The sequence below is a fragment of the Cellulomonas sp. zg-ZUI22 genome (assembly GCF_017353535.1).
GTDB lineage: Bacteria > Actinomycetota > Actinomycetes > Actinomycetales > Cellulomonadaceae > Cellulomonas > Cellulomonas wangleii.
Window position 1 is genome coordinate 694945 of record NZ_JAFMUZ010000002.1, and the last position, 26595, is coordinate 721539.

Below are 26595 nucleotides of genomic sequence, written 5' to 3' on the forward strand. Positions count from 1 at the left end.
GCTGGAACCGCGCCTGTGGGCGCCCTTCGTCGGCCGCGTCGAGCTCGTGCTGCCGGACGAGGACCGCCGCCTGCCCCTGCACGCCGAGGACGACGGCTGGTGGGCCGCCAAGGTCGAGCTGCCCCACGGCACCGACTACGCGTTCTCGCTCGACGGCGGCGACCCGCGTCCCGATCCGCGGGCGGCCTGGCTGCCCCACGGGGTGCACGGCGCCGCGCGCGTCTTCGACGCCGACCGCTTCGCCTGGGCCGACGCCGGGTGGAGCGGCGTGGACGTGCGCGGGGCGGTGACGTACGAGCTGCACGTGGGCACGTTCACGCCGCAGGGCACGCTCGCCGCCGCCACGGAGCGCCTGGAGCACCTCGTCGAGCTGGGCGTGGACGTCGTCGAGCTCATGCCCGTGGCGGCCTTCAACGGCCGGCACGGCTGGGGGTACGACGGCGTCGCGCTGTACGCGGTCCACGAGCCGTACGGCGGGCCGCAGGCCCTGCAGGAGTTCGTCGGCGCGGCCCACGCCCACGGGCTGGCGGTCTGCCTGGACGTCGTGCACAACCACCTCGGCCCGTCGGGCAACTACCTGCACGAGCTGGGCCCGTACTTCACCGACGCCCACCACACGCCGTGGGGCCAGGCGATCAACCTGGACGGTCCCGGGGCGGTGCACGTCCGCCGGTGGATCTGCGACTCGGTGCTGCGCTGGGCGCGTGACTTCCACGTGGACGCGTTCCGCCTGGACGCGGTCCACGCGCTGCGCGACGACTCCCCCCGGCACCTGCTCGCGCAGCTCTCCGACGAGGTCGCGGAGCTGGCGGAGCAGCTGGGACGGCCGATCGGGCTGGTCGCCGAGTCCGACCTGAACGACGTCGTGACGCTGGACACGACGCAGGACGGCGGCTGGGGCATGACGGCCCAGTGGGCCGACGACGTGCACCACGCCGTGCACGCGCTGGTGACGGGCGAGCGGCACGGCTACTACGTGGACTTCGGCTCCCCCGAGACGCTGCGCACGGCCCTGACCCGGGTGTTCGTCCACGACGGAGGCATGTCGACGTTCCGCGGCGAGCCGTGGGGCTCCCCGGTCCCCGACGACGTCGACGGGCACCGCTTCGTCGCCTTCACGTCGGACCACGACCAGGTGGGCAACCGTGCGCTCGGGGACCGCCCGTCCGCGCGCCTCGACGCCGGCGGTCTCGCGGCCCAGGCCGCGCTGGTCCTGCTCTCGCCCTTCACGCCGATGCTGTTCATGGGCGAGGAGTGGGGGGCCCGCACGCCGTGGCTGTTCTTCACGGACCACCCCGAGCCCGACCTGGCCGAGTCCGTCCGCGAGGGCCGCGCGCGGGAGTTCGGCGGGCACGGCTGGGTCGACCTGTACGGCGGCCCCGTCGACGTCCCGGACCCGCAGGACCCGGCGACGTTCACGGCGAGCGTGCTGGACTGGTCCGAGCCGGAGCAGCCGGACCACGCGCGGCTGCTCGAGTGGTACCGCGTGCTCGTCGCGCTGCGCCGGTCGGTCCCGGACCTCGCGTCGGGCGACCGCCACCGGACGTCGCTCGACGTGCTCGACCCGCCGTCGCCCACGGACGCCCCCGGCTGGCAGGGCGCCCTGGTGCTGCACCGGGGTGACGCGCGCGTCGTCGTGAACCTCGCCCACGTGCCCGTGGCCGTGCCCGTCGCGGCGTCGCACCCCCTGTGCGTCGTCGCCGCCTGGGACGGCGGTGCGGTGCACGCACCGCACGCCGCCGGTGAGCCGCTGGTCGTGGACGTGCCCGCGCGCGCGGTCGTCGTGCTGGTCTGACGGCCGCGGCGTCCGGCACACCGGGTGCCGCGGCGGTCAGTCCCGCCCGACCAGGGCCGCCCCCTCGCCCGCGAGCGCGCCGAGGCGGGACAGCGCCCGGTAGTACTTCTTGCGGTACCCCCCCGCGAGCATGTCCGGCGTGAACAGGTCGGCGCCGTCCGTGGCGCCCGCCCCCGACCCGGCGGCCAGCACGACCGGCACGTCGCGGTCGTACAGCCGGTCCACGAGCACCACGAGGCGCAGCGCGACGTCCTGCGCCGTCACCTGGTGCACACCGGTGATCCCGACGAGGTCGATGCCGTCCAGCAGCGCGCCGTAGCGGCTGGGGTGGACGGTCGCGAGGTGCTCGAGCAGCGCGTCCAGGTCGTCCAGCGTGGCCCCCGGGCGGCCGGCGACGACGGCGCGCACGTCCTGCGCGGACAGGGTGGCGGCGTGCGTCGTGACCGCGCGGTGCCGGTGGTCCTCGCCGTCGATCCGGAGCACCTCGAAGCGGGCGGCCAGCGCCTGGATCTCGCGCAGGAAGTCCTCCGCCGCGAACCGCCCCTCGCCCAACGACTCGGGCAGCGTGTTGGAGGTGGCGGTGATCGCGACCCCGCGGTCCGTGAGCTCCCGCAGCAGGCGGGACATCATCACCGTGTCGCCCGGGTCGTCGAGCTCGAACTCGTCGATGCAGACCAGTCGCTTGGCGGCCAGCGCGTCGACGGTCGCCGCGAAGCCCAGCGCCCCCACGAGGTGGGTGAGCTCGACGAACGTGCCGTACGACGTGCGCTCGGTGCCCACCGCGTGCGCGAGCGAGGCGAGCAGGTGGGTCTTGCCGACGCCGAACCCGCCGTCGAGGTACACCGCCGGCGCCTGCGCGGCGGCGCGGCGCCGCCACCACGCCCCGCCGCTGCGCGTGGGACCGCTCAGCGCGCCCGCGACCTCCCGCAGCCGGTCGAGCGCCTCCCGCTGCGACGGGTGCGCCCCGTCCGGCTCGTACGTGTCGAAGGACTCGCGGGCGAAGTGCCGCGGCGGCACGAGCTCGGCGAGAAGTCGCGACGCGGGCACCCGGGGGTGACGGGCCGTCAGGGAGTCCGGGCGTGCGCGCGGCGCGACGGGGTCGGCGGTGGTCACGGGTGACGACGATACGTCCCACGACACGGGGCGGCCTGCGCGTCCGGCACGAGCGGGCGACCCGCACTCTCGGGCGTCCTGGACGGGTGTCCGCATGCCGGGCAGTCATCTCGGGATCCGGACACACCCTCCCGATTCACCCGCACGCGTGCCACGCTCGTCCACGTGAACCTCCCCGGGACCTGCTGCCTGTGTCGGTGCTGTCGCGCCGCCGCGGTCCCGTGCGCCTGCTGTCCGCGGACCCGCTGACCAGCCCCGTTCCCCTCGACGGGCGCGTGGTCCGCGCCCGTCGTCCACGACCTTCGTCGTGCGCGGACGCGTGAGCACGCCCCCCAGCACCCCGGAGGTGGCGCCCCATGGCGCAGACCACGTCCCGCACCCCGCTCGCCCCGCCGCCCAAGCGCCCCGAGGGCCAGTGGGGCTTCGACCAGCGCGACCCGCTCAACGCCAACGAGGCCCTCAAGCAGCAGGACGACGGCCTCAACGTCCGGCACCGGATCGAGACCGTCTACGCCCGCGAGGGCTTCGCCTCCATCCCCGGTGACGACCTGCGTGGCCGCATGCGCTGGTGGGGGCTGTACACGCAGCGCCGGCCCGGCATCGACGGCGGGCGCACCGCCACGCTCGAGCCGCACGAGCTCGAGGACGAGTACTTCATGCTCCGCGTGCGGTGCGACGGCGGCTCGCTCGACCTGCGCCAGCTGCGCACCGTCGCCGGCATCTCGCAGGAGTTCGGCCGCGGGACGGCGGACATCACCGACCGCCAGAACGTCCAGCTGCACTGGATCCGCATCGAGGACGTCCCGGAGATCTGGCGCCGGCTCGAGTCCGTCGGCCTGACGACCCAGGAGGCGTGCGGCGACGTGCCGCGGGTCATCCTGGGCTCGCCGGTCGCCGGCGTCGCGGCCGACGAGATCATCGACGGCACCCCCGCCGTCCGGGCGATCCGCGAGCGGTACATCGGCGACCCGGCCTACTCCAACCTGCCGCGCAAGTTCAAGACCGCGATCAGCGGATCCCCCCACCAGGACGTCGCGCACGAGATCAACGACGTCGCCTTCGTCGGCGTCGTGCACCCCGAGCTGGGCCCTGGTTTCGACCTGTGGGTCGGCGGGGCCCTGTCGACCAACCCCATGCTGGGCAAGCGGCTCGGTGCGTTCGTCACCCTCGAGCGCGTGCCCGAGGTGTGGTGCGGCGTCGTGGGCATCTTCCGTGACTACGGCTACCGCCGCCTGCGGACCCGTGCACGCCTGAAGTTCCTGCTCGCCGACTGGGGACCGGAGGTGTTCCGCCAGGTCCTGCAGACCGAGTACCTGGGGTACGCGCTGCCCGACGGCCCGCCTCCCCCGCCGCCGCCCACCGGCAACCGCGACCACGTCGGCGTGCACCCGCAGAAGGACGGCCGGTTCTACGTGGGGGCCGCCCCCACGGTCGGGCGCGTCTCCGGGCCGGTGCTCACGGCGCTCGCCGACCTGGTCGAGGAGGCCGGTTCCGAGCGGGTGCAGCTGACCACCGAGCAGAAGCTCGTCGTGCTCGACGTCGAGCCGCAGCGCGTCGACGCCCTGGTGGACGGGCTGGAGTCGCTGGGCCTGCGGGTCCGCGGCGCCTCGACGTTCCGGCGGGGCACGATCGCCTGCACCGGCATCGAGTTCTGCAAGCTGGCGATCGTCGAGACCAAGGCGCGCGCCGCGGCCCTGGTCGGCGAGCTCGAGGAGCGCCTGCCGACGTTCGACCAGCCGATCACCATCAACGTCAACGGCTGCCCCAACTCCTGCGCGCGCATCCAGACCGCGGACATCGGCCTCAAGGGCGCGCTGGCCGGCGGCGAGGAGGGCTACCAGGTGCACCTCGGGGGCGGCCTCGGCCTGACCAGCGGGCTCGGGACCACCCTGCGCGGGCTGCGCGTCCCGGCCTCCGAGCTGCCCGACTACGTCGAGCGCGTGACCCGCCGGTTCGACGAGCAGCGCACGCCCGGTGAGCTGTTCGCGCAGTGGGTGCACCGTGCCGCCGAGGAGGACCTGCGATGAGCGAGCAGACCAGCGGGCAGCGAGCGGTGCCGTACTACTGCCCGTTCTGCGCGAGCGAGGACCTCTGGCCGGCCGGGCAGACGCACGGCCAGTGGGAGTGCCGCACGTGCGCCCGGGCGTTCGCCCTGCGGTTCGTCGGCCTCGTGGGCGTGTCGTGAGCACCGCGACGCACCGGGCGGCCGACCTGTCGCCCGACGCGCTGCGTGCCCTGGCCGAGCAGGCGGGCCGGGACCTCGAGGGGTCGCACCCCGCGGACGTGCTGCGCTGGGCGCGCGCGGAGTTCGGCGGCGACCTCGTCGTGGCCTCGTCGATGGGTGACGAGGTGCTCGTCCACCTCGCCGCCGCCGCCGCGCCCGGCATCGACGTCGTCTTCCTCGACACCGGGTACCACTTCGCGGAGACCATCGGCACGCGCGACTACTACGCGGACTTCACCGACGTGAGCCTGCGCACCGTCCTGCCGCTGCGCACGGTCGCGGAGCAGGACGCCGAGCACGGCCCCCGGCTGCACGACCGCGACCCGAACCTGTGCTGCGCCCTGCGCAAGGTCGAGCCCCTCGAGCGGGCTCTCGCGCCGTACACGGCGTGGGTCACCGGCATGCGTCGCGAGGACGCCCCGACCCGCACGGACATCGCGGTCGTCGGCTGGGACGCCCGCCGCGGCAAGGTGAAGCTCAACCCCCTGGCGGCCTGGTCGCAGGACGACGTGGCGACGTACGTCGCCGAGCACCACGTGGTGCTCAACCCGCTGCGCGAGCTCGGGTACACCTCGATCGGCTGCGCGCCGTGCACGCGGGCGGTCGCCCCGGGCGAGGACCCCCGCGCAGGCCGCTGGGCAGGCACGAACAAGACGGAATGCGGGCTGCACACATGACGACGACCTTCCCCACCGACACCCCGGCCGCCGCGGCGGCCGGCCCGAGCACGCCGACCCAGCTCGACGCCCTGGAGTCCGAGGGCGTCCACGTGATGCGCGAGGTCGCCGGCGAGTTCGAGCGGCCCGTGCTGCTGTTCTCCGGCGGCAAGGACTCGATCGTCATGCTGCACCTGGCGCGCAAGGCGTTCTGGCCGGCGCCGGTGCCGTTCCCGGTCATGCACGTCGACACGGGCCACAACTTCCCCGAGGTCATCGCCTACCGCGACCGCGTCGTCGCCGCGCTGGGGCTCCGGCTCGTCGTGGCGAGCGTGCAGCAGGCCATCGACGACGGTCGCGTGACCGAGCGCCCCGGGGGGTCGCGCAACCCGCTGCAGACCGTGCCGCTGCTCGACGCGATCACGGCGCACCGGTTCGACGCCGTCTTCGGCGGCGGTCGGCGCGACGAGGAGAAGGCCCGTGCCAAGGAGCGCATGTTCTCCCTGCGGGACGAGTTCGGGCAGTGGGACCCCCGCCGTCAGCGACCCGAGCTGTGGGACCTGTACAACGGCCGGCACCGGCCCGGTGAGCACGTGCGCGTGTTCCCGCTGTCGAACTGGACCGAGCTCGACGTGTGGCGGTACGTGGAGCGCGAGGGCATCGAGCTGCCGAGCATCTACTTCAGCCACGACCGCGACGTGTTCGCCCGCGACGGCATGTGGCTGACGGCGGGCACCTGGGGCGGTCCGCGACCCGACGAGACCGTCGAGCGGCGCCGGGTGCGGTACCGCACGGTGGGCGACATGAGCTGCACGGGGGCCGTCGACTCCGTGGCCGCCGACGTCGCGGACGTCATCGCGGAGGTCGCCGCCAGCCGCCTGACCGAGCGCGGCGCCACGCGCGCGGACGACCGGGCCTCCGAGGCCGCCATGGAGGACCGCAAGCGCGAGGGGTACTTCTGATGGGCACGCACGCACCGGGTCTCCCCCGGACCCGACCGACCCCCACCGCCGACGTCCACGCGCGGCGCGACCTGCTGCGGCTGGCCACGGCCGGTTCCGTCGACGACGGCAAGAGCACCCTCATCGGCCGTCTGCTGTACGACACCAAGTCCGTCCTGGCCGACCAGCTGTCCGCCGTCGAGCGGGCGACGGCCGCCCGGGGCGGCGAGGGCGCGGCCGTGGACCTGGCGCTGCTCACCGACGGCCTGCGGGCCGAGCGGGAGCAGGGCATCACGATCGACGTGGCCTACCGGTACTTCTCGACCGCGCGCCGGGCGTTCGTGCTGGCCGACACGCCCGGCCACGTCCAGTACACCCGCAACATGGTGACCGGCGCGTCGACCGCGGAGCTCGCGATCGTGCTCGTCGACGCCCGCAAGGGTGTGCTCGAGCAGACGCGGCGGCACGCGGCTCTGACGGCGCTGCTCGGCGTGCCGCACGTGGTGCTGGCGGTCAACAAGATGGACCTCGTCGGGTTCGACGAGGCGACGTTCCGCACCATCGCCGCACGGTTCGCCGAGCACGCGCGGGTCCTCGGCCTGCCGACCGTGCACGCCGTGCCGCTGTCGGCCCTCGAGGGCGACAACGTCGTGACCCGGTCCGCGCGCACCGACTGGTACGACGGCCCGACGCTGCTCGAGCTGCTGGAGGAGGTGCCCGTGGCACGGGACGCGGGCGGTGAGCCGCTGCGCCTGCCCGTGCAGTACGTCATCCGTCCCCGGACGCCCGAGCACCCCGACTACCGGGGGTACGCCGGCCGGGTCGCCTCCGGCGTCGTGCACGTCGGTGACGAGGTGCGCGTGCTGCCGTCGGGGCGCACCAGCCGCGTGGTCGCCATCGACACGTTCGACGGCCCGCTGCAGGCCGCCGACGCCCCGCGGTCGGTGACCGTGCGGCTCGCCGACGACCTGGACGTGGCGCGGGGCGACGTGCTGGTCCCCGCCGCCGAGCAGGTCACCGTCGGCCAGGACCTCGTCGGCACCGTGTGCTGGCTGACCGAGCGCCGCTCGGTGCCCGGTTCCCGGGTGCTGGTCCGCGTCGGCACCCGCACGGTGCGGGCGCTGCTGCGCGAGGTCGACGCCCGGCTCGACGTCGACACGCTCACGGTCGAGCGGTGGGACCCGGTGGACACCCGCCACACCATCGACGCGACGGACACCTCGACGCAGGCGGCGCCCCCGGCGCTCGGTCTCAACGCGATCGGGCGGGCGCGCCTGCGGCTGGCCGAGCCGGTCGTGCTCGACGACTACGCGACGCACCGCCGCACGGGCGGCTTCCTCGTGGTCGACCCGACGGACGGCTCGACGCTGGCGGCGGGCATGATCGGGCCGACGCTGCTCGACCGGCTCGCCCCGGTGCGCACCGACGAGCGCGACGACGACTGGCTCGCCGGGGCCGGGATATGAGCCCGCGGCACCCGCTGCTCCTCGACCTCGCCGGCCGGCGGGTCGTCGTGGTGGGCGGCGGTCCCGTCGCGGCGCGGCGCACCCGAGGGCTGCTCGCGGACGGCGCCGACGTGCACGTCGTCGCGCCCGCGCTGTGCGAGGACCTCGCCGACCTCGCCGCAGCCGGTGCCCTCACCTGGTCGGCGCGCGAGTACGCGCCCGGGGACCTCGACGGCGCCTGGCTCGTGCACACGGCGACCGGGGAGCGTCGGGCGGACGACGCGGTGGCCGCGGACGCCGAGGTGTCCCGGACGTGGTGCGTGCGGGCGGACGACGCCGCCGCGTCGACCGCGTGGACACCGGCGGTCGCCCGCGCGGGCGACGTGACCGTCGCCGTGAGCGCGGGCGGCGACCCCCGGCGGGCCGTGGCCCTGCGCGCGGCCGTGCAGGTGCAGCTCGACACGGGCGGCCTGCCGCTGCGCCGGCGCCGCGCGGGCCGCGGGCACGTCACGCTGGTCGGCGGCGGGCCCGGCGACCCCGGTCTGATCACCACGCGCGGCCGGCGTGCGCTGGCCGAGGCCGACGTCGTCGTCGTCGACCGGCTGGCGCCACGCGCGCTGCTCGACGAGCTCGAGCCCGACGTGGAGGTGGTCGAGGCCGGCAAGGCGCCGCACGCGCACACGCTGACGCAGGCCGAGATCAACCGGCTGCTGGTCGAACGGGCCCGCGCGGGGCAGCGCGTGGTGCGCCTCAAGGGCGGCGACCCGTTCGTGCTCGGCCGCGGTGGTGAGGAGCTGGCCGCGTGCCGCCAGGCCGGTGTCGACGTGACGGTCGTCCCCGGGGTCACCAGCGCGATCGCGGTGCCCGGGGCCGCCGGCGTGCCGGTGACGCACCGGGACGTGGCACGTCAGGTGACGATCGTCTCGGCGCACGACGCGCAGACGGACTGGGAGACGCTGGCCCGCCTGCGGGGCACCCTGGTGCTGCTCATGGGGGTCGCACGGCTCGGTGAGCACATGGCGCGGCTGACGTCGCACGGGCTGGACGCGGCCACGCCCGTCGCCGTGGTCGAGGACGGCACCCTGCCGAGCCAGCGCACGACGCTGGGCACGGTCGGGGACATCGCCGAGCGGGCGCTGGCGGTGGGCGTGCGCAACCCGGCCGTCGTGGTCGTGGGGGCCGTCGCGACGCTCGCCACCACGCTGGGAGGCGTCGCCTCTCGCGGGTGAGCCGCGGTCACCTCCTGCCGGGGCCGGCCGTCGGTGCGGCGTCCCGCTCACCCCGCGCCGCACGGGCCAGCACGACGACCGCTGCAGCCCGCAGGAGCACGGAGCCGCCGAGCGCGAGCGGCGCCGTCAGCTCGCGGACCAGCACTGCGCCGAGCGCCGCGCCCGCCATCAGCGCCACCACCGCCAGCGCACGGTCCCGCCGCACGTGCCGCGGGCCGGACGGCGCACCCGCGACGCGGCTGTCCCGGGCCAGGTCCACCAGCGTGCCCGTCACCACGACCGTCGTGATCGCGGCGTTCCCCAGAGGCTTCACGGCCGCCGCCTGCACCCCGGACAGGCCGGCCAGCAGCCCGGTCGTGACCAGCACCGTCGTCTGCCCGAGCCGGGGCACCGCGAGCCAGGCGCCGCCCACGAGCACCATGGCGACGGTCAGCGCCGCGAGCGTCGCGACCGTCGCCCGGGCCACGGCCGGGGACGACGTGCGGGGCACCGAGCGTCCGCCGACCACCGCGCCGACGACGAACGCGGCGAGCGCGACCACCGTGCCGGCCAGCGGCACGTCACCGGCACCCGCGAGCGCGAAGCCGAGGAAGAGCACGTTGCCGGTCATGTTCGCAGCGAACGCGTGGTCGAGGGCGAGGTACGTGACCGCGTCGAGCGCCCCGCTCGCGGCGGTGAGCAGGAGCAGGGCGGCGCTGACCGCGTCCCGCGGTGCCGCCGCGCCGTCTCCTGGCATCGCTGCTCCCCCGTCGGCGCCGGTCGGGCGGGTCGTGCTCCGTCATCGACGGTGCCACGACGGCACCGGCGGCGCACCTGGTCCGTGCGCGCCCTAGCCTGGGGACGTGCCGCCCACCGTCGACCTCGACCTGCTCCTCCCCCGGGACGCGGCCCGTCGGCTGGCGTCGTCCGCCGACGAGGCGGACCTCGTCGCACTGCTGCGACGCGACCGCGCCCGACCCCACGTCCGGGCCACGATGGTCACGAGCGTCGACGGCGCCGCCGCGGGTACCGACGGTCGGTCCGGGTCGCTCGGCACCCCGGCCGACCGCCGTGTCTTCGCGGTGCTGCGGGCCCTGGCGGACGTCGTGCTCGTGGGTGCCGGGACCGTGCGGGCCGAGGGGTACCGCGAGCTCCCCGTGGCCGCCGGGCTGCGCGAGGTCCGGGCATCGCTGGGCCTCGGGCCGCGGATCGTGCCCGCCGTGGTGACGTGCCGCGGCGACGTCCCCGCGGACGTGGCGGACGGTGCCCTGGTCGTCACCGGGACGCAGGGCGCCGACCGGGCACGCGCCGCGGTGGGTGCGGACCGGACCGTCGTCGTGCCCGCCCCCCACGACCCCGGCTCCCCCGACCTGCGCGCGGCGGTCGCCGCGCTCGCCGCGCGCGGCCTGCGTCACGTCCTGGCCGAGGGCGGGCCGCGGCTGCTGGCGGACCTGCTCGCCGCGGGCCTGGTCGACGAGCTGTGCCTGACGACGAGCCCCCTGCTGGTGGCGGGCGACGCGCCCCGGGCCGCGACGGGCGCCGGGCCCCTCGACCCGCCGCGCGCCGCACGCGTGCGCCACCTCCTGCACGCGACCGACGGCACGGTGCTGACCTGCTGGGACCTGCGCGCACCCGTAGGCTCGGGGTCGTGACCGACACCATCCTCGTCCTCACCGAGGACACCCTGGCCGAGTCCGACGTCCGACACATCGTGGGCCTGCACCCCGACGAGTCGCCCGCCTACCGCGTGCTCGTGCCCGCCGACACCGACCGCCCCCTGATCCCCTGGATCATCGACGCGCTGAGCCTGGGCGAGCTGCGCGAGGCGTGGGAGCGGGCGACGGGCCACGAGCCGAGCCGCACGCGGGCGCGCCAGACCGCCGCCGAGCAGGTCGCCGGCAGCGTCGCCGCCTTCGTCGCCGCCGGCAGGGACGCGACCGGCGAGATCACCGACGACGACCCGCTGCCCGCGCTGCGCACCGCCGTCGCCGGCGGCGGCGTGCGCGAGGTCGTCGTGGTGACGTACCCGCACATGATCGAGGACACGTTCCACACCGACTGGGCCTCGCGGGCGCGCGAGGAGCTGCACGTGCCGGTGCTGCACCTCTACTCGGGGACCAGCGAGCTGGGCTGAGCCGACCGGCGCGCCCCGCCCGCGCCCTCGCCGCCGTCCCTCGGGGAGTCCCTCGGGACGGCGGCGGTCAGCGCAGCGGGTACCCGGCGCGCTCGACGGTGCGCCGGGCGAGGACGTCGAGGGAGTCGACGTACCCGCCGTCGGCGAGCAGGTCGTGCTCGGCCGCCACGACCGAGAGCTCGGTGCAGCCGAGCACCACGACGTCGGCCCCGCGCTGCCGGAGCCGGTCCGCGACGGCGTGCAGGGCGCCGACGTCGGCCGGACGGCCGGCCTTCACCTCGTCGTAGATGATCCGCATGACGACGTCCTGGTCGGCGTCGTCCGGGACCACCACGGACAGCCCCCGGTCCTCGAACGCCCGCTGGTACACTTGCGCCGCGAGCGTGCCGCTCGTGGCGAGCACGCCGACGCGGGTGACACCCGGCCGGGCGGCGACCTCGTCGGCCGTCTCGTCGACGATGCTCAGCACGGGCACCCCCACCGCGGCGGCGACCTCGTCCGTGAAGTGGTGCGCGGTGTTGCACGGCACCACGACGAAGCCGACGCCGAGGCGCTCCAGGCGACGGGCGTCGGCGGCCATGACCGGCCCGGGGTCCTCGGTGGAGCGCCCGAGGATGTAGGCGGTGCGGTCGGGGATGCCGGCGTGCTGCAGCACCACCAGGTCGACGTGGTCCTGGTCGCGCTCGGCCGCCGTGCGGCGCACCACGAGGTCCAGGAAGCAGACCGTGGCGGCCGGGCCCACCCCGCCGATGACACCGACCTCCACGCGGTGCGGCGTCGTGCCGTCACCGCGCGGGGGCACCTGCCCGGGGTCGCTCACGCGTCACCGTGCGGGTAGTGGCGCCGGTACTTGCGCACCTGGTTGGCCTGCGCGACCGCCAGGTAGGCCAACCGCCGCGGGTCGGTCTCCGCGCGGTACCACAGCGGGTTGGTCACGCGCCCCGCGCGGCCCAGCGCCCGGGTGCGGGCCCGCAGCGCGGGGTCGGCGACGTAGCGGCGCAGCAGCCAGCGCGGCAGCACCGTGTACAGGTGCGGCTCCGTGAGGTGGTCCGCGGCCCCGTCGGGCAGCGGGTCGAGCCCCTGCACGTGCTCACGCACGTAGAGCTCGGCCGTGTTGCGGCCGCCGGCGGTGATGTAGAAGTTCGACCGTCCCAGCCGCGGGTTGAGCTCGAAGAAGACGGTGCGCCCGTCCCGCGGGTCGTACTTGAGGTCGAAGTTGGCGTACCCGGTCCACCCCAGGTGCTCGAGCAGCCGGACGGCCTGCGCGGCGATCTGCGCGTCGTGGCCCGTGATGATCCCCGCGGGGTTGCCCAGCGCGCCGGGCGTGTGCTCCTCGAGCAGCACGTGCCCGAACGCCGAGAACCGGACCCTGCCGGACGCGTCGCTGTAGCAGGTGAGGATCCGCATGCCGGAGTCGTCCCCGGGGATGAGGTCCTGCACGACGAACCGCCCCTGGTACCCGGAGGCCTGCACCCGTGCCAGCAGGTCGGCGAGCTCGGCGGGCGTGTCGACCGTGAAGACCTTCTTCTTCCCGGGGAACTCCACCAGGTGGTACGCAGCGGTGTCGGCCGCCTTGGCGATGACGGGGAACCGCAGCCCGGAGGTGTCCGGCGTCCCCCCCGCCTGCACGTCGTGGACCACGGTGGCGGGGTGGTCGATCCCGAGCTCGGCGCACAGCTCGCCGAACAGCACCTTGTCCGTCACGCGGTCGAGCGTCGCGACGTCCACGTACGGGATCGTGTACAGGTCCTCGAGTTGCGCCCGGTTCTCCACGATCGTGCGCACCAGCCAGTCCGCGCTGCCCAGCAGCACCCGGTCGGTGCCCGGGTGCTGCTCGGCGATCGCACGCAGCCGGCGCACGACGGTCGGGCCGTCGTCGATGCCCGGCTCGACGACGTTCTCGAGGATGCGCGAGTGGCGCACCAGGCCCGTCGAGACCGACGACACCACGACGGAGCGCACGCCGTACGCCTCGTGGAACGTGCGCGCCAGCGAGTACGCCCCGACGTCACCGCCGAGGACGACGGGCTGCAGCCGCGGCGCCGGCACCTGGGCGCCCGTGCGCCGGCTCACCAGGTCTGCTCGGTGCGGTCGCCGGACCAGTCGGTGTGGAACACGCCGTCGCGGTCCACGCGCCGATAGGTGTGGGCACCGAAGAAGTCGCGCTGGGCCTGGATGAGGTTGGCCGGCAGCCGCTCGGCCCGCACGCCGTCGTAGTACGCCAGGGACGACGAGAACGCGGGCGTCGGGACCCCGTGCGCCGCGGCCGCCGCCACGACCCGCCGCCACGCCGCGACACCGTTGGAGACGGCCGCGGTGAAGTACGGGTCGGCGATGAGCAGCGGCAGCTCCGGGTTGCGCTCGTACGCCTGCGTGATGCGGTCGAGGAACTTGGCCCGGATGATGCAGCCGCCCCGCCAGATGCGCGCCATCGCGGCCCGGTCGATGTCCCACCCGTACTGGGCCGACGCGGCCGCGATCTGGTCGAAGCCCTGCGAGTACGCCACCAGCTTCGAGGCGTACAGGGCCAGGCGCACGTCCTCGATGAAGGCACCAGGCTCGGGCACGTTCCAGGCCAGCGTGTCGGCCGGCAGGACGCCACGCGCGGCCGCGCGCTGCGGGGCGGACCCGGACAGCGCACGGGCGAACGTCGCCTCCGCGATCCCCGTGATCGGTACCCCGAGGTCGAGCGCGTTCTGCACGGTCCAGCGACCCGTGCCCTTCTGCTCGGCGGCGTCCGCGACCACGTCGACGAACGGGCGGCCGGTGGCCGCGTCGGTGTGCGCGAGGACCTCGGCCGTCACCTCGATGAGGTAGGACTCGAGGTCACCGGTGTTCCACGCGGCGAAGACCTCGCCGATCTCGGGCGCCGAGGCACCCAGGCCCTGGCGCAGCAGGTCGTACGCCTCGGCGATGAGCTGCATGTCCGCGTACTCGATGCCGTTGTGCACCATCTTGACGAAGTGCCCGGCACCGTCCGGTCCCACGTGCGTGCAGCAGGGCACGCCGTCGACCTTCGCCGAGATCGCCTCGAGGATCGGGCCCAGCGACGCGTACGACTCGGCCGTGCCGCCCGGCATGATCGACGGCCCGTTGAGCGCACCCTCCTCGCCGCCGGACACGCCCGTGCCGACGAAGTGCAGGCCGTGCGCGCGCAGCGCCTGCTCGCGGCGGACCGTGTCGGGGAAGTGCGCGTTGCCGGCGTCGACGACGATGTCACCGGGCTCCAGCAACGGCACGAGCTCGTCGATCACCGCGTCCGTGGCGGGGCCGGCCTGCACCATGACGACGACCTTGCGGGGCCGGGCGAGCGAGGCGACGAAGTCCGCCATCGACTCCGACGGCACGAACGTGCCCTCGTCCCCGTGCTCGGTCACGAGCGACTGCGTGCGGGCGTACGTGCGGTTGTGGACGGCGACCGTGTACCCGTGCCGCGCGAAGTTCCGCGCCAGGTTGCGGCCCATGACGGCCAACCCGGTCACGCCGATCTGCGCGGTGCCGACGACCGACGACGGGACAGACATCACTAGCGCTCCTTATGCCGGATGGGCACGTACCGCCGTGAGGTGCCGGGCCCGTGCGGCGACCGGCACCGGCGCGCGCGGCGCGTGCGGATGCGTCGTCGAGCCTAGTGCGCGCGAGGCCCGGCCCCCTCGGCGTGCCGGGGACCGAGACGAGCGGTCCGCCCGTACTCTCGCCGCGTGACCCCTGCCGGACCCGAGGACGTCCCCGCCGAGTTCGTCCGCGCCCTGCGCTCGTTGCGCGGGGTGCCGGTGCGCCCCGAGGTGGTGCTGGACGAGGTTCCCGGACCTGCCCGCATCGCGCCGTACACGGCAGCGCTGACCGCGGAGGTCCGCACGGCGCGTCGTTCGGTCGCGGCCGAGGACCTCGCGTCGGGGCGGTTCGTCGTGCTCTACGACCCCGAGGGCCAGGAGGCGTGGGAGGGCTCGTTCCGCCTCGTCACCCTGGTGCGCGCGAGCCTCGAGGCCGAGGTGGGCGCGGACCCGATGCTCGCCGAGGTCGCGTGGTCGTGGTTCCACGACGCGCTGGAGTCCACCGGCGTCACCCCGCACGCCGCGGGAGGCACCGTGACGCGGGTGCTCTCCCAGAGCTTCGGTGCGCTGGACCGGCGCGAGGAGCAGACCGAGCTCGAGATCCGCGCCTCGTGGACCGCCTGGGACGAGAACCTGGGCCCCCACCTGGCGGCCTGGGCCACCCTGCTGTGCACGGCGGCCGGCCTGCCCCCGCTCCCGGAGGGCGTCGTCCCGCTGCCGCGGCGCTGACGGGCCACCCGCGCACCGGCTCAAGTCGTCGGCGGGCCCTGCCGATGCACGGGGCGTGACCATCGAGCCTCTTCGACGCGACGTCCGCGACATCCCGGCCCGCCGCCCGGGCGTCTCGACCGTGCCCACGTCGCGGCGCGTACCGTCCACGACCCCCGCACGTCACCCCATGTGCGTGGTGGTCACCCAGATCGCCGAGGGCGAGGGCGAGACGCTGGTCCGCGCCCTGCGCCGGCGGGGGGCGCACCGTGTCGTCGTCCTGGCCCGACGCGCGGGACGCACGGAGCTGCGCACGCTGCTGGCGGGCGGGCTCCGCGGCGGCGTGGCCAGCACGACCGATGCCACCGGCGCACCGGCCCGCCCGGCACCCGCGCCGCCGGCCCCGACCGCCGAGCTGAGCGCCCGCGAGCTGGGCGTCCTGTCCCGCGTGGCCGAGGGCCGGACCAACCGCCTCGTCGGCGAGGAGCTCGGGCTGTCCGCCCTCACCGTCAAGAGCCACCTCGCCAGGATCTCGCGCAAGCTCGGCACCGGTGACCGGGCGGAGCTCGTGGCGATCGCGATCCGCAACCGGCTCATCGACTGAGGCCGCCACCCGCACGACCGGCCGCGGGTGACCCCGCCCGGAGCGCCGTGCGCGACGCGCGCGCCGGCTGCACGGACGCACCCCCGCGGTCGCCTACGGTGGACGTCATGAATGCCGAGGCGCCGCAGGGCGCGCCGGGTGCGGACGACCACCCGGACGTCACCACGCCGGTCGTCGTCCCGCTGCTGGAGCCGGCCGACGGCGTTCCCGAGGTCGTCGCGACGCCGGAGGCGCTCGCCGCCACCGTCGCGGCGTTCGCGGCGGGCACCGGGCCGGTCGCCGTGGACGCCGAGCGCGCCTCGGGCTACCGGTACGGTCAGCGCACCTACCTGGTGCAGCTGCGCCGTGAGGACGCGGGCACCGCGCTCATCGACCCGATCGCGCTGCCCGACCTCTCGTCGCTGTCCGACGCCCTCGTCGGCGTGGAGTGGGTGCTGCACGCCGCCTCGCAGGACCTGCCCGGCCTGGCGGAGCAGCACCTGCGCCCGTCCCGCCTCTTCGACACCGAGCTGGCCGCGCGGCTGCTCGGGATGGAGCGCGTCGGGCTCGCGGCGGTCGTGGCCGACACGCTGGGTCTGGGCCTGGCCAAGGAGCACTCGGCCGTCGACTGGTCCACCCGTCCGCTGCCGGCGGAGTGGCTGCGGTACGCCGCGCTGGACGTCGAGGTGCTGGTCGAGGTCCGCCAGGTGCTCGCCGAGCGCCTGGCCGTCGCCGGCAAGGCCGAGTGGGCCCGCCAGGAGTTCGAGGCGGTGCGGCTGGCGCCGCCACCGGCGCCGCGGGTCGAGCCCTGGCGGCGGGTGTCGGGGCTGCACAACGTCCGCGACGCGCGACGCCTCGCGGTGGTCCGCGAGCTGTACGCGACCCGTGACCGCAACGCCCGCGAGCGCGACATCTCGCCGGGACGGGTGCTGCCCGACGCGGCCATCGTGGCCGCGGCGCAGGCGCTGCCGCGCACGGTCGGCCAGCTGGTGATGCTGCCGGCGTTCGCCGGCAAGGGGACGCGGCGGCGCGCGGCGCTGTGGCAGTCGGCGATCGACCGGGCCATGGCGCTGCCCGAGGCGGACCTGCCCGCGACCCGCGGGCCCGCGAGCGACGGCCCGCCCCCGGCCCGGGTCTGGGGCGACCGGGACCCGGCCGCCGCACGCCGGCTGACGGCTGCGCGCGGGGTCGTCACCGCGGCGTCCCTGGAGCACACGGTGCCGGTCGAGAACCTGCTGCAGCCCGACCTGCTGCGCCGGCTGTGCTGGTCCCCGCCGCAGCCGCTGGACGAGTCCTCCGTGGCGGCGACGCTCCAGGCCGGCGGTGCGCGGGCCTGGCAGGTCGAGCTGCTCGCCGGCCCGCTCGCCACGGCGCTCGCCGCCGCCTGACGACGTCCTCGCGAGGGACGTGATCTGCATCACCCGCGCGGTTACTCTTGAGTAACTTCGCCTGTCCAGGGACGATGGTCCCTGCCCGCGCGACTGCGCGTGCGCGCTCCCCGGACACCGCCGTCCCCCTGGAGGACTGATGCCGAGCACGTCCCGTCCCGACGCCCGGGTGCCTGCCGCCCGTCGCGTCGTCTTCGTCGACGGGGTCCGCACCCCGTTCGGCCGCGCCCGCAAGGACGGGCTCTATGCCCACACTCGCGCCGACGACCTCGCCGTGCGGACGGTCCGCGAGCTGCTGCGACGCCACCCCCAGCTGCCGCCCGAGCGCGTCGACGACGTCGCGCTGGCCGCGACCACCCAGCAGGGTGACCAGGGCCTGACGCTGGGACGGACCGTCGCGATGCTGGCCGGGCTGCCGACGACCGTGCCCGGGTTCGCGATCGACCGCATGTGCGCCGGCGCGATGACCGCCGTGACGACCACCGCCGCGGCCATCGGCTTCGGTGCGCAGGACGTGACGATCGCCGGGGGCGTCGAGCACATGGGTCGCCACCCGATGGGGTTCGACGCCGACCCCAACCCCCGCTTCCTCGCCGAGCGCATCGTCGCCGCCGACGCCCTCAACATGGGCGTGACGGCCGAGAACCTGCACGACCGGTTCCCCGCGCTCACCAAGGAGCGCGCCGACGCGTACGGCGCCGCGAGCCAGGCGAAGTACGCCGCCGCGCTGGCCGCCGGGAAGATCGACCCCGACCTCGTGCCCGTCGCGCTCCGCGACCCCGAGCGCGGCTGGGGCCTGGCGACGGCCGACGAGCCGCCGCGTCCGGGCACCACGCTCGAGGGCCTGGCCGGACTGGCGACGCCGTTCCGTGCCGGCGGCCGCGTCACCGCCGGCACGTCGGCACCGCTCACCGACGGCGCGGCGTCCTGCCTGCTCGCCGCGGAGGACGTCGCCGAGGAGCTCGGCCTGCCGGTGCGCATGCGCCTGGTGTCGTTCGCGTACGCCGGCGTCGAGCCCGAGGTCATGGGCCTGGGCCCGGTGCCCTCCACCCAGAAGGCGCTCGAGCGCGCCGGCCTCACCATCGACGACATCGGTCTGTTCGAGCTCAACGAGGCCTTCGCGGTCCAGGTCCTGTCCTTCCTCGACGCGTTCGGCATCGCCGACGACGACCCCCGCGTCAACCCGTACGGCGGCGCCATCGCCGTCGGCCACCCGCTCGCCTCGTCCGGCGTGCGCCTCATGACCCAGCTCGCGCGGCAGTTCGCCGAGCACCCCGAGGTCCGCTACGGCCTCACCGCCATGTGCGTCGGACTCGGGCAGGGCGGCACCGTCATCTGGGAGAACCCGCACTTCACCGCCGAGGAGGCTGCCCGATGAGCACGCCCGAGCCGCGCCCCGAGCGCGTCACCCACGCCCTCGTCCGGGACGTCCGCCTGCCCGGCGACCTCGGCACGCTCGCCCTGGTCACCCTCGACAACGGGCTCGACCACACCAAGCCGACGACGCTCGGCCCGCAGGGCATCGCCGAGCTGCACGCCGCGCTGCGCACGCAGCAGGAGCGTGCCGCCGCCGGTGAGATCGCCGCCGTCGCCGTCACCGGCAAGCCGTACTACCTCGCCGCCGGCGCCGACCTGCTGCAGGTCGCCGGCGTGCGCACGCGGGACGCCGCCCTGGCGCTGGGCCGCGGCGGGCACGACGCGTACCGGCTGCTCGGTGAGATGGGCGTGCCGACGTTCGCCTTCGTCAACGGCGCCGCGCTGGGCGGCGGGTTCGAGGTCGCACTGAACTGCGACTACCGCACCGCAGCGGCCGACGTGCGCGCCCTGGCCCTGCCGGAGACCGGCCTCGGGCTCGTCCCCGGCTGGGGTGGCGCGTACCTGGTGCCCCGGCTCGTCGGCATCGAGAAGGCCGTCGAGGTGGTCCTCACGCGCCCGGCCGCCAACAAGCCGTTCACCGCGGCGCAGGCCGCGGCGATCGGGCTCGTCGACGTCGTCCTCGACCCCGCGGACTTCCTCGAGGAGTCCGTCCGCTGGGCCGCGGGCGTGCTGCGCGGGGACGTCACCGTCGAGCGCCGCCCGCTCGACGACGCCGCGACCTGGTCGGCGGTCGTCGACGCGGCCCGCGCCCGGCTCGACGCCGTCGTCCACGGCTCGCGCCCGGCGCCCGGTCGCGCGCTGGACCTCATGGCCGCCGCGCGGGACGCCGACAAGGACGCCGCGTTCGCCGCCGAGGACGAGGCGCTCGCCGACCTCATCCTCAGCGACGAGATGCGCGCGAGCGTCTACGCGTTCGGGCTCGTCCAGGGCGGCAAGAAGCCCACGGGCGCGCCCGACCCCGCGCTCGCCCGCCGCGTCACGCGGGTCGGCGTGGTCGGCGCGGGCCTCATGGCCTCCCAGATCGCGCTGCTGTTCGCGCAGCGCCTCGGCGTCCCGGTCGTCATGCGGGACCTCGACGAGGCCCGCGTCGAGCAGGGGCTGGCCGCCGTCCGCTCCTCGGTCGAGCGCCTCGTCTCGACCGGCCGCATGCCGGCGGACACCGGCGCGCGCATCGCCTCCCAGGTGACCGGCTCGACGTCGATCGACGTGTTCGCCGACTGCGACCTCGTCATCGAGGCGGTCACCGAGGTGCTGGATCTCAAGAAGCGCGTGTTCGCCGAGCTCGAGGACGTCATCGCACCCGATGCGGTGCTCGCGACGAACACGTCCGCGCTGTCCGTCACGAGGATGGCCGCCGACCTGCGCCACCCCGAGCGGGTGGTCGGGCTGCACTTCTTCAACCCCGTCGCGGCGATGCCGCTGGTCGAGGTGGTGAAGGCGGAGCAGACCTCGGACGAGGCACTGGCCACCGGGTTCGCCGTCGCCGCGAAGCTGCGCAAGACCGCGGTCCTGGTCAAGGACCGTCCGGGGTTCGTCGTCAACCGACTGCTCGTGCTGCTGCTGGGCATCATCGTGGACGCCGTCGAGAAGGGCACGCCCGTCGAGGTCGCCGACCGCGCCCTCGACCCGCTGGGCCTGCCGATGCCGCCGTTCGAGCTGTTCGACCTGGTCGGTCCCGCCGTCGGGCTGCACGTCCTGACGTCGCTGCGCGAGGACCTGGGCGACCGCTTCCCGCGCTCCCCCGGGCTCGAGAAGCTCGTCGCCGACGGCACGACCGTCGTCACACCGGCACCCGCCAAGGGGCTGCCCAAGCGGGTCGACCCCGCCGTGCAGGCCGTCTTCGACGCCGCCCGGGAGGTCGAGCCCCTCGACCCGCCGCTGGACGAGGCGGGTGTGCTCGACGCCGTCCTCACGGCCCTGGCCGTCGAGATCGGCCACATGCTCGACGAGGGCGTCGTGACGACCCCGCAGCAGATCGACCTGTGCATGATCCTGGGCGCCGGGTGGGGCTTCCACCTCGGCGGCATCACGCCGTACCTGGACCGCACCGGCTACAGCGAGAAGGTCCTGGGCCGCCGCCTGCTGCCCGAGGGCCTGGCGGACGTGCCCACCGCCTGACCGGCACGGGCTGGATCGACCCCGACGCGGGGTCGGTCCAGCCCGACCGTGCGGGGGGTGTCAGAAGGTCGTCAGGCCCCGGGCGCGGAAGACGTCGCGGACGGCCTCGGTGGCCTCGCGCGTGGGCGGCTCGGTGTCCTCGAGCTCGTACGTCAGGCCCAGGTCGGCCCACTTGTCGCGGCCCATCTGGTGGAAGGGCAGGACCTCGACGCGCTCGACGGCCTCACCCAGCGAGGCGACGTAGTCGGCGACGGCCTCGACGTTCTCGGGCGCGTCGGTGAGGCCGGGCACGAGCACGAACCGGATCCACATGCGGTTGCCGCGTGCGGCGAGCCGGCGGCCGAAGTCCAGCGTCGGCTGCAGCTCGCGGCCGGTGGCCCGCTTGTACGTCTCGGGCAGGCCGGACTTCACGTCCAGCAGGACGAGCGAGACGTCGTCGAGCATCTCGTCGGTGGCCTGGGCGCCGAGGAAGCCCGAGGTGTCGATGGCGACCGGGACGTCCATCGCGGCCGCGCCGCGCACGAGGCGCCGCACGAACGCGGGCTGCATGAGCGGCTCGCCGCCGGAGATCGTGATGCCGCCGCCGGTGGCCTTGAACACGCCGCGGTAGCGGGCGATGCGGGTGAGGAGCTCGTCGGCGGTGACGTCGGTGCCCCGCCGCATCTCCATGGTGTCGGGGTTGTGGCAGTACAGGCACCGCAACGGGCACCCGGACAGGAAGATCGTCAGGCGCGTCCCGGGCCCGTCGACCGCGGTGACGAGCTCCCACGAGTGCACCGAGCCGAGCCGGCCCTCGCGCACCGCGGCCAGTCGCTCACCGCGCTCGGCCTCCGTGGCCTCCAGCCCGGCGGTGCCGTGCCCCTGCGTGCGGGTGTGCGAGCCGCCGACGAGCGGCATCCCGAGGGGGACGACCGGGGCGCCGGTCTGCTCGGCGGTGGTGCTCATCAGGGCCTCGCACGGGTCGGTGGTGCAGGGGGGTGCGACCCCGGCCCGGCGGTCAGCGCGCCGGGCCGGGGTCACGGGGGTCAGACCGCGCCGTGGAAGGTGCGGGACAGCACGTCGAGCTGCTGCTCGCGCGTGAGCCGCACGAAGTTCACGGCGTAGCCGGAGACGCGGATCGTCAGCTGCGGGTAGTTCTCCGGGTGCTCCATGGCGTCCACGAGCGTCTCGCGGTTCAGCACGTTGACGTTCATGTGGTAGCCGGAGGACAGCACGTAGGCGTCCAGCAGACCGACGAGGTTGGTCACCTGCTCGTCCTTCGTCCGGCCGAGCCCGGCGGGCACGATCGACGAGGTGAGCGAGATGCCGTCCTGCGACTCCGAGTACGGCAGCTTGGCGACCGACAGCGCGGAGGCGAGCATGCCGTGGGTGTCACGGCCGTTCATCGGGTTGGCACCCGGGGCGAACGGCTCGCCGAGCTTGCGCCCGTCGGGGGTCGACCCGGTGTTCTTGCCGTAGACGACGTTCGACGTGATCGTCAGCACCGACTGGGTGTGCAGCGCGTTGCGGTACGTGGGCACCGCGCGGATCTTCTCCATGAAGGTCCGCACGAGCCACACCGCGATGTCGTCCGCACGGTCGTCGTCGTTGCCGTAGGTCGGGTAGTCGCCCTCGATCACGTAGTCGGTGATGAGGCCGTCGGCCGTCCGCAGGGGCGTGACCTTGGCGTACTTGATCGCCGACAGCGAGTCCGTGACGACCGACAGGCCGGCGATCCCGCAGGCGAGCGTGCGCAGGACGGTGCGGTCGTGCAGCGCCATCTCGATGCGCTCGTACGCGTACTTGTCGTGCATGTAGTGCACGCAGTTCAGCGCGTCGACGTACGTCTCCGCCAGCCAGTCCAGCGTCTTGTCGAACTTGGCGAGCACGTCGTCGTAGTCGAGCACGTCACCCTCGACGGGCGCCGAGACGGGGGCGACCTGCTTGCCCGTGATCTCGTCACGACCACCGTTGATGGCGTACAGCAGCGCCTTGGCGGTGTTGACGCGCGCACCGAAGAACTGCATCTGCTTGCCGACCCGCATCGGGGACACGCAGCACGCGATGGCCGCGTCGTCGCCCCACGAGGCGCGGATCAGCTCGTCGGACTCGTACTGCACCGCGGAGGTGTCGATGGAGACCTGCGCGCAGAACCGCTTGAAGCCCTCGGGCAGCCGCTCGCTCCAGAACACGGTCATGTTCGGCTCGGGGGCCGGACCGAGGTTGTAGAGCGTCTGCAGGAAGCGGAACGACGTCTTCGTGACGAGCGGGCGCCCGTCCTCGCCGATGCCGCCGATCGACTCGGTCACCCACGTCGGGTCGCCGGAGAAGAGCGTGTCGTACTCCGGGGTGCGCAGGAACCGGACGATGCGCAGCTTGATGACGAAGTCGTCGATGATCTCCTGCGCCTGCTCCTCGGTGAGGACACCGGCCTCGAGGTCACGCTGCAGGTAGACGTCGAGGAAGGTGGAGGTGCGGCCCAGCGACATCGCGGCGCCGTTCTGCTCCTTCACCGCGGCGAGGTAGCCGAAGTACAGCCACTGCACGGCCTCGCGGGCGCTGGTCGCCGGCTGCGAGATGTCGTAGCCGTAGGACGCGGCCATCTCCTTGAGCTCGCCCAGCGCGCGGATCTGCTCGGCGAGCTCCTCGCGGTCGCGGATGACGTCCTCGACCGAGCGCTCCATGTCGAGCGACGCCTTCTCGAGCTTCTTGGCGGCGATCAGCTGGTCGACGCCGTACAGGGCGACGCGGCGGTAGTCACCGATGATCCGGCCGCGGCCGTACGCGTCGGGCAGGCCCGTGATGATGTGCGACGAGCGGGCGGCGCGCACGTTCGGCGGGTACACGTCGAAGACCCCGGCGTTGTGGGTCTTGCGGTACTTGGTGAAGATGTCGATGATCTCCTGCGGCGCCTCGTACCCGTAGGTCTCGAGCGAGGTCTGGACCATGCGCCAGCCGCCGTTGGGGATGATCGCGCGCTTCAGCGGCGCGTCGGTCTGCAGGCCGACGATCAGCTCGTTCGTCTCGTCGATGTAGCCCGGGGCGTGCGACGTGATCGTGGACGGGGTCGACGGGTCGACGTCGTAGACGCCCTTCGCGCGCTCCTCCGGGAACATCTCCGAGAGCTTGCCCCAGATGCCGGTGGTGCGGGCCGTCGGGCCGGCGAGGAAGTCGGCGTCGCCCTCGTAGGGCGTGTAGTTGCGCTGGATGAAGTCGCGGACGTCGACGTGGTCGGTCCACGGTCCGGCGACGAAGCCCTCCCAGGCCGCGGGTACGACGGTGTCGCTGCGGTCGCTGGCGGCGGCGGTGATGGTCATCAGGCTCTCCCTGGGTCGGGGTCGATGAAGACGACGCTACGGACGGAATGATGGGATGTCTTGGGACCTCTGTCCCCGCGGCCCGGCGGCACTGGTGACGCCCACCACACGAGCCGGTTCACCCCCGCGCGCGCAGCGCCGCGAGCACGTCCCCCGCGACGTCGTGGGGCGTGAGCCGCAGCTCGTCGATCACCTCGTCGCGCGACGCGTGCTCCAGGAAGACTGCGGGGACGCCGAAGGACTGCACGGGCGTCGGCACGTTCGCCTCCCGCGCACGCTGCGCCAGCAGCGCGCCGATGCCACCGTCGACCAGCCCGTCCTCGAGGGTGACGACGTGGTCGTGGTCCCCCACCAGCTTCACGAGCGCGGCCGGCACGGGCAGCACCCAGCGCGGGTCGACGACGGTGACCGCGGTGCCGTCGGCCGCGAGCAGCTCACCGACCGCGAGCGCGGTGGACACCATGGCGCCGATCCCGACGACGAGCACCCGCGTGCCCGCGCCCTCGTGCCGCGCCAGCACGTCGACCCCGTCGGCGTCCTCGATCGCGGGCACGGGGTCGCCCATCGAGCCCTTGGGGTAGCGCACCACGCTCGGCGCGTCGTCGATGTCGACCGCCTGGCGCAGCGCGGCGCGCAGCGTCGGCTCGTCCCGGGGTGCCGCGAGCCGCAGCCCGGGGACGATCGACAGCATGGCCAGGTCCCACATGCCGTTGTGGCTCGCACCGTCGTCGCCCGTGATGCCGGCACGGTCGAGCACGAACGTGACGCCCGCGCGGTGCAGCGCGACGTCCATGAGCACCTGGTCGAAGGCGCGGTTGAGGAACGTCGCGTAGACGGCGACGACCGGGTGCAGGCCGGCGAAGGCCATGCCGGCGGCCGACGTCGCGGCGTGCTGCTCGGCGATGCCCACGTCGAAGACCCGCTCCGGGAACTCCGCGGCGAACGGGGCGAGGCCCACCGGCTGCAGCATGGCGGCCGTGATCGCGACCACGTCCGGCCGGCGCCGCCCGACGCGCACGATCTCGTCGGCGAAGACGCTGGTCCAGCCGAACCGCGACGGCGCCAGCGGCAGCCCCGTCTCGGGGTGGATCACGCCCACCGCGTGGAAGCGGTCGGCCACGTCCTGCTCGGCGGGGGTGTACCCGCGGCCCTTCTCGGTGATGACGTGGACGATCACCGGCCCGCCGAACGCCCGCGCCCGGCGCAGCGCACGTTCTACGGCCTGCTCGTCGTGCCCGTCGACCGGGCCGATGTACTTCAGCCCCAGGTCCTCGAACATGCCCTGGGGTGCGACGACGTCCTTGATGCCCTTCTTCAGACCGTGCAGCGCCTCGTAGGCCAGGCGCCCGGGCGGCCCGGAGCGGCGCAGGGTGGTCTTGCCCCACGTCAGCACCGACTCGTAGCCCTGTGTGGTGCGCAGCGAGTCGAGGTGCTGGGCGAGCCCGCCGATGGTCGGTGCGTAGGACCGCCCGTTGTCGTTGACGACGATGACGAGGCGCCGGTCGACGCCCGCGGCGATGTTGTTGAGCGCCTCCCAGGCCATGCCGCCGGTGAGGGCACCGTCACCGATGACGGCCACGGTGTGCCGGTCGGACTCGCCGCGCAGCTGCCGTGCCTTGGCGATCCCGTCCGCCCAGGACAGCGCGGTGGACGCGTGCGAGTTCTCGACGACGTCGTGCTCGGACTCGGAGCGGCTGGGGTACCCGGACATGCCGCCCCGGCGGCGCAGCGACGTGAAGTCCTGGCGCCCGGTCAGCAGCTTGTGCACGTAGGCCTGGTGCCCGGTGTCGAACACGATCGTGTCGCGCGGGGAGTCGAAGACGCGGTGCAGCGCGATGGACAGCTCGACGACCCCGAGGTTCGGGCCGAGGTGGCCGCCGGTGCGCGAGACCTGGTCGACGAGGAACTCGCGGATCTCCTCCGCGAGCGCGTCGACCTCCTGCGTCGTGAGCCGACGCACGTCCTGCGGCGACGAGATGCGTTCGAGCAGCCCCACCTGGGCCTCCTTCGTGCCGGTCCCTCCGGCGGTGTGCCGACGGTTGCCGGACCTCCCAC

Annotated in this window: 22 protein-coding genes; 14 read left to right on the plus strand and 8 right to left on the minus strand. The window is 74.6% G+C overall.

All coding sequences use genetic code 11. From position 1 onward, the window contains the following. Nucleotide 1: 1 nt before the first annotated feature. Nucleotides 2–1795 (plus strand): malto-oligosyltrehalose trehalohydrolase, encoded by a 1794-nt coding sequence (gene treZ / locus J1G43_RS10905; protein WP_207378478.1) that lies wholly within the window; start codon nucleotides 2–4, stop codon nucleotides 1793–1795. Nucleotides 1796–1831: 36 nt separating this feature from the next. Here the strand turns inward: treZ and zapE are convergent, their stop codons facing one another. After that, nucleotides 1832–2908 carry a cell division protein ZapE gene (zapE, locus tag J1G43_RS10910; RefSeq protein WP_374191797.1) on the minus strand — a complete coding sequence of 359 codons (1077 nt, stop codon included), beginning with the start codon at nucleotides 2906–2908 and terminating at the stop codon, nucleotides 1832–1834. Nucleotides 2909–3264: 356 nt separating this feature from the next. Here zapE and J1G43_RS10915 point away from each other — a divergent pair, with 356 nt between their 5' ends. Genes J1G43_RS10915 through cobA form a run of 6 tightly spaced genes read left to right on the plus strand, consistent with a single transcriptional unit; the run spans nucleotide 3265 to nucleotide 9403 of the window. Further along, entirely contained in the window at nucleotides 3265–4935 is a 1671-nt protein-coding gene (locus tag J1G43_RS10915) for a nitrite/sulfite reductase (protein WP_207342046.1), read from the plus strand. Continuing rightward, nucleotides 4932–5093 carry a hypothetical protein gene (locus J1G43_RS10920; RefSeq protein WP_207342047.1) on the plus strand — a complete coding sequence of 54 codons (162 nt, stop codon included), beginning with the start codon at nucleotides 4932–4934 and terminating at the stop codon, nucleotides 5091–5093. The genes J1G43_RS10915 and J1G43_RS10920 overlap by 4 nt, the downstream gene beginning before the upstream one ends. Further along, complete coding sequence (locus J1G43_RS10925) at nucleotides 5090–5809, plus strand: phosphoadenylyl-sulfate reductase (RefSeq protein ID WP_207378432.1); 720 nt, start codon at nucleotides 5090–5092, stop codon at nucleotides 5807–5809. Before J1G43_RS10920 ends, J1G43_RS10925 begins: the two co-directional genes overlap by 4 nt. After that, on the plus strand, nucleotides 5806–6750 hold the full coding sequence (cysD, locus tag J1G43_RS10930; protein ID WP_207342049.1) for a sulfate adenylyltransferase subunit CysD: 945 nt from the start codon (nucleotides 5806–5808) through the stop codon (nucleotides 6748–6750). The genes J1G43_RS10925 and cysD overlap by 4 nt, the downstream gene beginning before the upstream one ends. Then, nucleotides 6750–8195, plus strand: coding sequence for a sulfate adenylyltransferase subunit 1 (locus J1G43_RS10935; RefSeq protein WP_207378433.1), 1446 nt, complete (start codon nucleotides 6750–6752; stop codon nucleotides 8193–8195). Before cysD ends, J1G43_RS10935 begins: the two co-directional genes overlap by 1 nt. Beyond that, entirely contained in the window at nucleotides 8192–9403 is a 1212-nt protein-coding gene (cobA, locus tag J1G43_RS10940) for a uroporphyrinogen-III C-methyltransferase (RefSeq protein WP_207371444.1), read from the plus strand. The genes J1G43_RS10935 and cobA overlap by 4 nt, the downstream gene beginning before the upstream one ends. Nucleotides 9404–9410: 7 nt before the next feature. Here the strand turns inward: cobA and J1G43_RS10945 are convergent, their stop codons facing one another. Next, complete coding sequence (locus J1G43_RS10945; RefSeq protein ID WP_207342052.1) at nucleotides 9411–10139, minus strand: YoaK family protein; 729 nt, start codon at nucleotides 10137–10139, stop codon at nucleotides 9411–9413. Nucleotides 10140–10245: 106 nt separating this feature from the next. On the opposite strand from J1G43_RS10945, the gene J1G43_RS10950 reads away from it, so the two are divergent. Together J1G43_RS10950 and J1G43_RS10955 are read left to right on the plus strand one after the other, a co-directional pair. Then, nucleotides 10246–11034, plus strand: coding sequence for a dihydrofolate reductase family protein (locus J1G43_RS10950; protein ID WP_207378434.1), 789 nt, complete (start codon nucleotides 10246–10248; stop codon nucleotides 11032–11034). After that, nucleotides 11031–11516 (plus strand): hypothetical protein, encoded by a 486-nt coding sequence (locus J1G43_RS10955; protein ID WP_207342054.1) that lies wholly within the window; start codon nucleotides 11031–11033, stop codon nucleotides 11514–11516. Before J1G43_RS10950 ends, J1G43_RS10955 begins: the two co-directional genes overlap by 4 nt. 67 nt (nucleotides 11517–11583) lie before the next feature. Here the strand turns inward: J1G43_RS10955 and J1G43_RS10960 are convergent, their stop codons facing one another. The 3 genes from J1G43_RS10960 to gndA are packed head-to-tail and all read right to left on the minus strand — an operon-like array spanning nucleotide 11584 to nucleotide 15040. Further along, complete coding sequence (locus J1G43_RS10960; RefSeq protein WP_307859550.1) at nucleotides 11584–12336, minus strand: amino acid racemase; 753 nt, start codon at nucleotides 12334–12336, stop codon at nucleotides 11584–11586. After that, on the minus strand, nucleotides 12333–13589 hold the full coding sequence (locus tag J1G43_RS10965) for a carboxylate--amine ligase (protein ID WP_207371441.1): 1257 nt from the start codon (nucleotides 13587–13589) through the stop codon (nucleotides 12333–12335). Before J1G43_RS10965 ends, J1G43_RS10960 begins: the two co-directional genes overlap by 4 nt. Beyond that, nucleotides 13586–15040, minus strand: coding sequence for an NADP-dependent phosphogluconate dehydrogenase (gene gndA / locus J1G43_RS10970; protein WP_207342056.1), 1455 nt, complete (start codon nucleotides 15038–15040; stop codon nucleotides 13586–13588). The genes J1G43_RS10965 and gndA overlap by 4 nt, the downstream gene beginning before the upstream one ends. Before the next feature lie 177 nt (nucleotides 15041–15217). Between gndA and J1G43_RS10975 the strand changes: the two genes are divergently transcribed. The 5 genes from J1G43_RS10975 (at nucleotide 15218) to J1G43_RS10995 (ending at nucleotide 21244) form a co-directional block, all read left to right on the plus strand. Continuing rightward, on the plus strand, nucleotides 15218–15799 hold the full coding sequence (locus J1G43_RS10975; RefSeq protein ID WP_207342057.1) for a DUF3000 domain-containing protein: 582 nt from the start codon (nucleotides 15218–15220) through the stop codon (nucleotides 15797–15799). Between the two features lie 169 nt (nucleotides 15800–15968). Beyond that, nucleotides 15969–16382, plus strand: a complete 414-nt coding sequence (locus tag J1G43_RS10980; protein ID WP_207342141.1) for a LuxR C-terminal-related transcriptional regulator — start codon at nucleotides 15969–15971, stop codon at nucleotides 16380–16382. A 107-nt stretch (nucleotides 16383–16489) separates the two neighbouring features. Next, nucleotides 16490–17749, plus strand: coding sequence for an HRDC domain-containing protein (locus tag J1G43_RS10985; RefSeq protein ID WP_207342058.1), 1260 nt, complete (start codon nucleotides 16490–16492; stop codon nucleotides 17747–17749). Nucleotides 17750–17888: 139 nt separating this feature from the next. Beyond that, on the plus strand, nucleotides 17889–19127 hold the full coding sequence (locus tag J1G43_RS10990; protein WP_207342059.1) for a thiolase family protein: 1239 nt from the start codon (nucleotides 17889–17891) through the stop codon (nucleotides 19125–19127). Further along, a complete protein-coding gene (locus tag J1G43_RS10995) occupies nucleotides 19124–21244 on the plus strand; it encodes a 3-hydroxyacyl-CoA dehydrogenase NAD-binding domain-containing protein (RefSeq protein ID WP_207342060.1) in 2121 nt (706 codons plus the stop codon). The genes J1G43_RS10990 and J1G43_RS10995 overlap by 4 nt, the downstream gene beginning before the upstream one ends. Before the next feature lie 60 nt (nucleotides 21245–21304). Here the strand turns inward: J1G43_RS10995 and pflA are convergent, their stop codons facing one another. The 3 genes from pflA to dxs all read right to left on the minus strand — a co-directional run bounded on the left by pflA (nucleotide 21305) and on the right by dxs (nucleotide 26536). Continuing rightward, nucleotides 21305–22189 carry a pyruvate formate-lyase-activating protein gene (gene pflA, locus J1G43_RS11000; RefSeq protein WP_207342061.1) on the minus strand — a complete coding sequence of 295 codons (885 nt, stop codon included), beginning with the start codon at nucleotides 22187–22189 and terminating at the stop codon, nucleotides 21305–21307. A gap of 80 nt (nucleotides 22190–22269) precedes the next feature. After that, on the minus strand, nucleotides 22270–24540 hold the full coding sequence (gene pflB, locus J1G43_RS11005; RefSeq protein ID WP_207342062.1) for a formate C-acetyltransferase: 2271 nt from the start codon (nucleotides 24538–24540) through the stop codon (nucleotides 22270–22272). Nucleotides 24541–24658: 118 nt separating this feature from the next. After that, nucleotides 24659–26536, minus strand: coding sequence for a 1-deoxy-D-xylulose-5-phosphate synthase (gene dxs / locus J1G43_RS11010; protein WP_207342063.1), 1878 nt, complete (start codon nucleotides 26534–26536; stop codon nucleotides 24659–24661). Nucleotides 26537–26595 lie beyond the last annotated feature (59 nt).

Excerpts from the sequence above, each read along its gene's own strand:
- J1G43_RS10915 (WP_207342046.1), top strand. The coding sequence starts at position 3,265 with ATGGCGCAGACCACGTCCCGCACCCCGCTCGCCCCGCCGCCCAAGCGC.
- J1G43_RS10920 (WP_207342047.1), top strand. The coding sequence starts at position 4,932 with ATGAGCGAGCAGACCAGCGGGCAGCGAGCGGTGCCGTACTACTGCCCG.
- cysD (WP_207342049.1), top strand. The coding sequence starts at position 5,806 with ATGACGACGACCTTCCCCACCGACACCCCGGCCGCCGCGGCGGCCGGC.
- J1G43_RS10935 (WP_207378433.1), top strand. The coding sequence starts at position 6,750 with ATGGGCACGCACGCACCGGGTCTCCCCCGGACCCGACCGACCCCCACC.
- cobA (WP_207371444.1), top strand. The coding sequence starts at position 8,192 with ATGAGCCCGCGGCACCCGCTGCTCCTCGACCTCGCCGGCCGGCGGGTC.
- J1G43_RS10945 (WP_207342052.1), bottom strand. The coding sequence starts at position 10,139 with ATGCCAGGAGACGGCGCGGCGGCACCGCGGGACGCGGTCAGCGCCGCC.
- gndA (WP_207342056.1), bottom strand. The coding sequence starts at position 15,040 with ATGTCTGTCCCGTCGTCGGTCGTCGGCACCGCGCAGATCGGCGTGACC.
- J1G43_RS10980 (WP_207342141.1), top strand. The coding sequence starts at position 15,969 with ATGTGCGTGGTGGTCACCCAGATCGCCGAGGGCGAGGGCGAGACGCTG.
- J1G43_RS10985 (WP_207342058.1), top strand. The coding sequence starts at position 16,490 with ATGAATGCCGAGGCGCCGCAGGGCGCGCCGGGTGCGGACGACCACCCG.
- J1G43_RS10990 (WP_207342059.1), top strand. The coding sequence starts at position 17,889 with ATGCCGAGCACGTCCCGTCCCGACGCCCGGGTGCCTGCCGCCCGTCGC.
- J1G43_RS10995 (WP_207342060.1), top strand. The coding sequence starts at position 19,124 with ATGAGCACGCCCGAGCCGCGCCCCGAGCGCGTCACCCACGCCCTCGTC.
- pflA (WP_207342061.1), bottom strand. The coding sequence starts at position 22,189 with ATGAGCACCACCGCCGAGCAGACCGGCGCCCCGGTCGTCCCCCTCGGG.
- pflB (WP_207342062.1), bottom strand. The coding sequence starts at position 24,540 with ATGACCATCACCGCCGCCGCCAGCGACCGCAGCGACACCGTCGTACCC.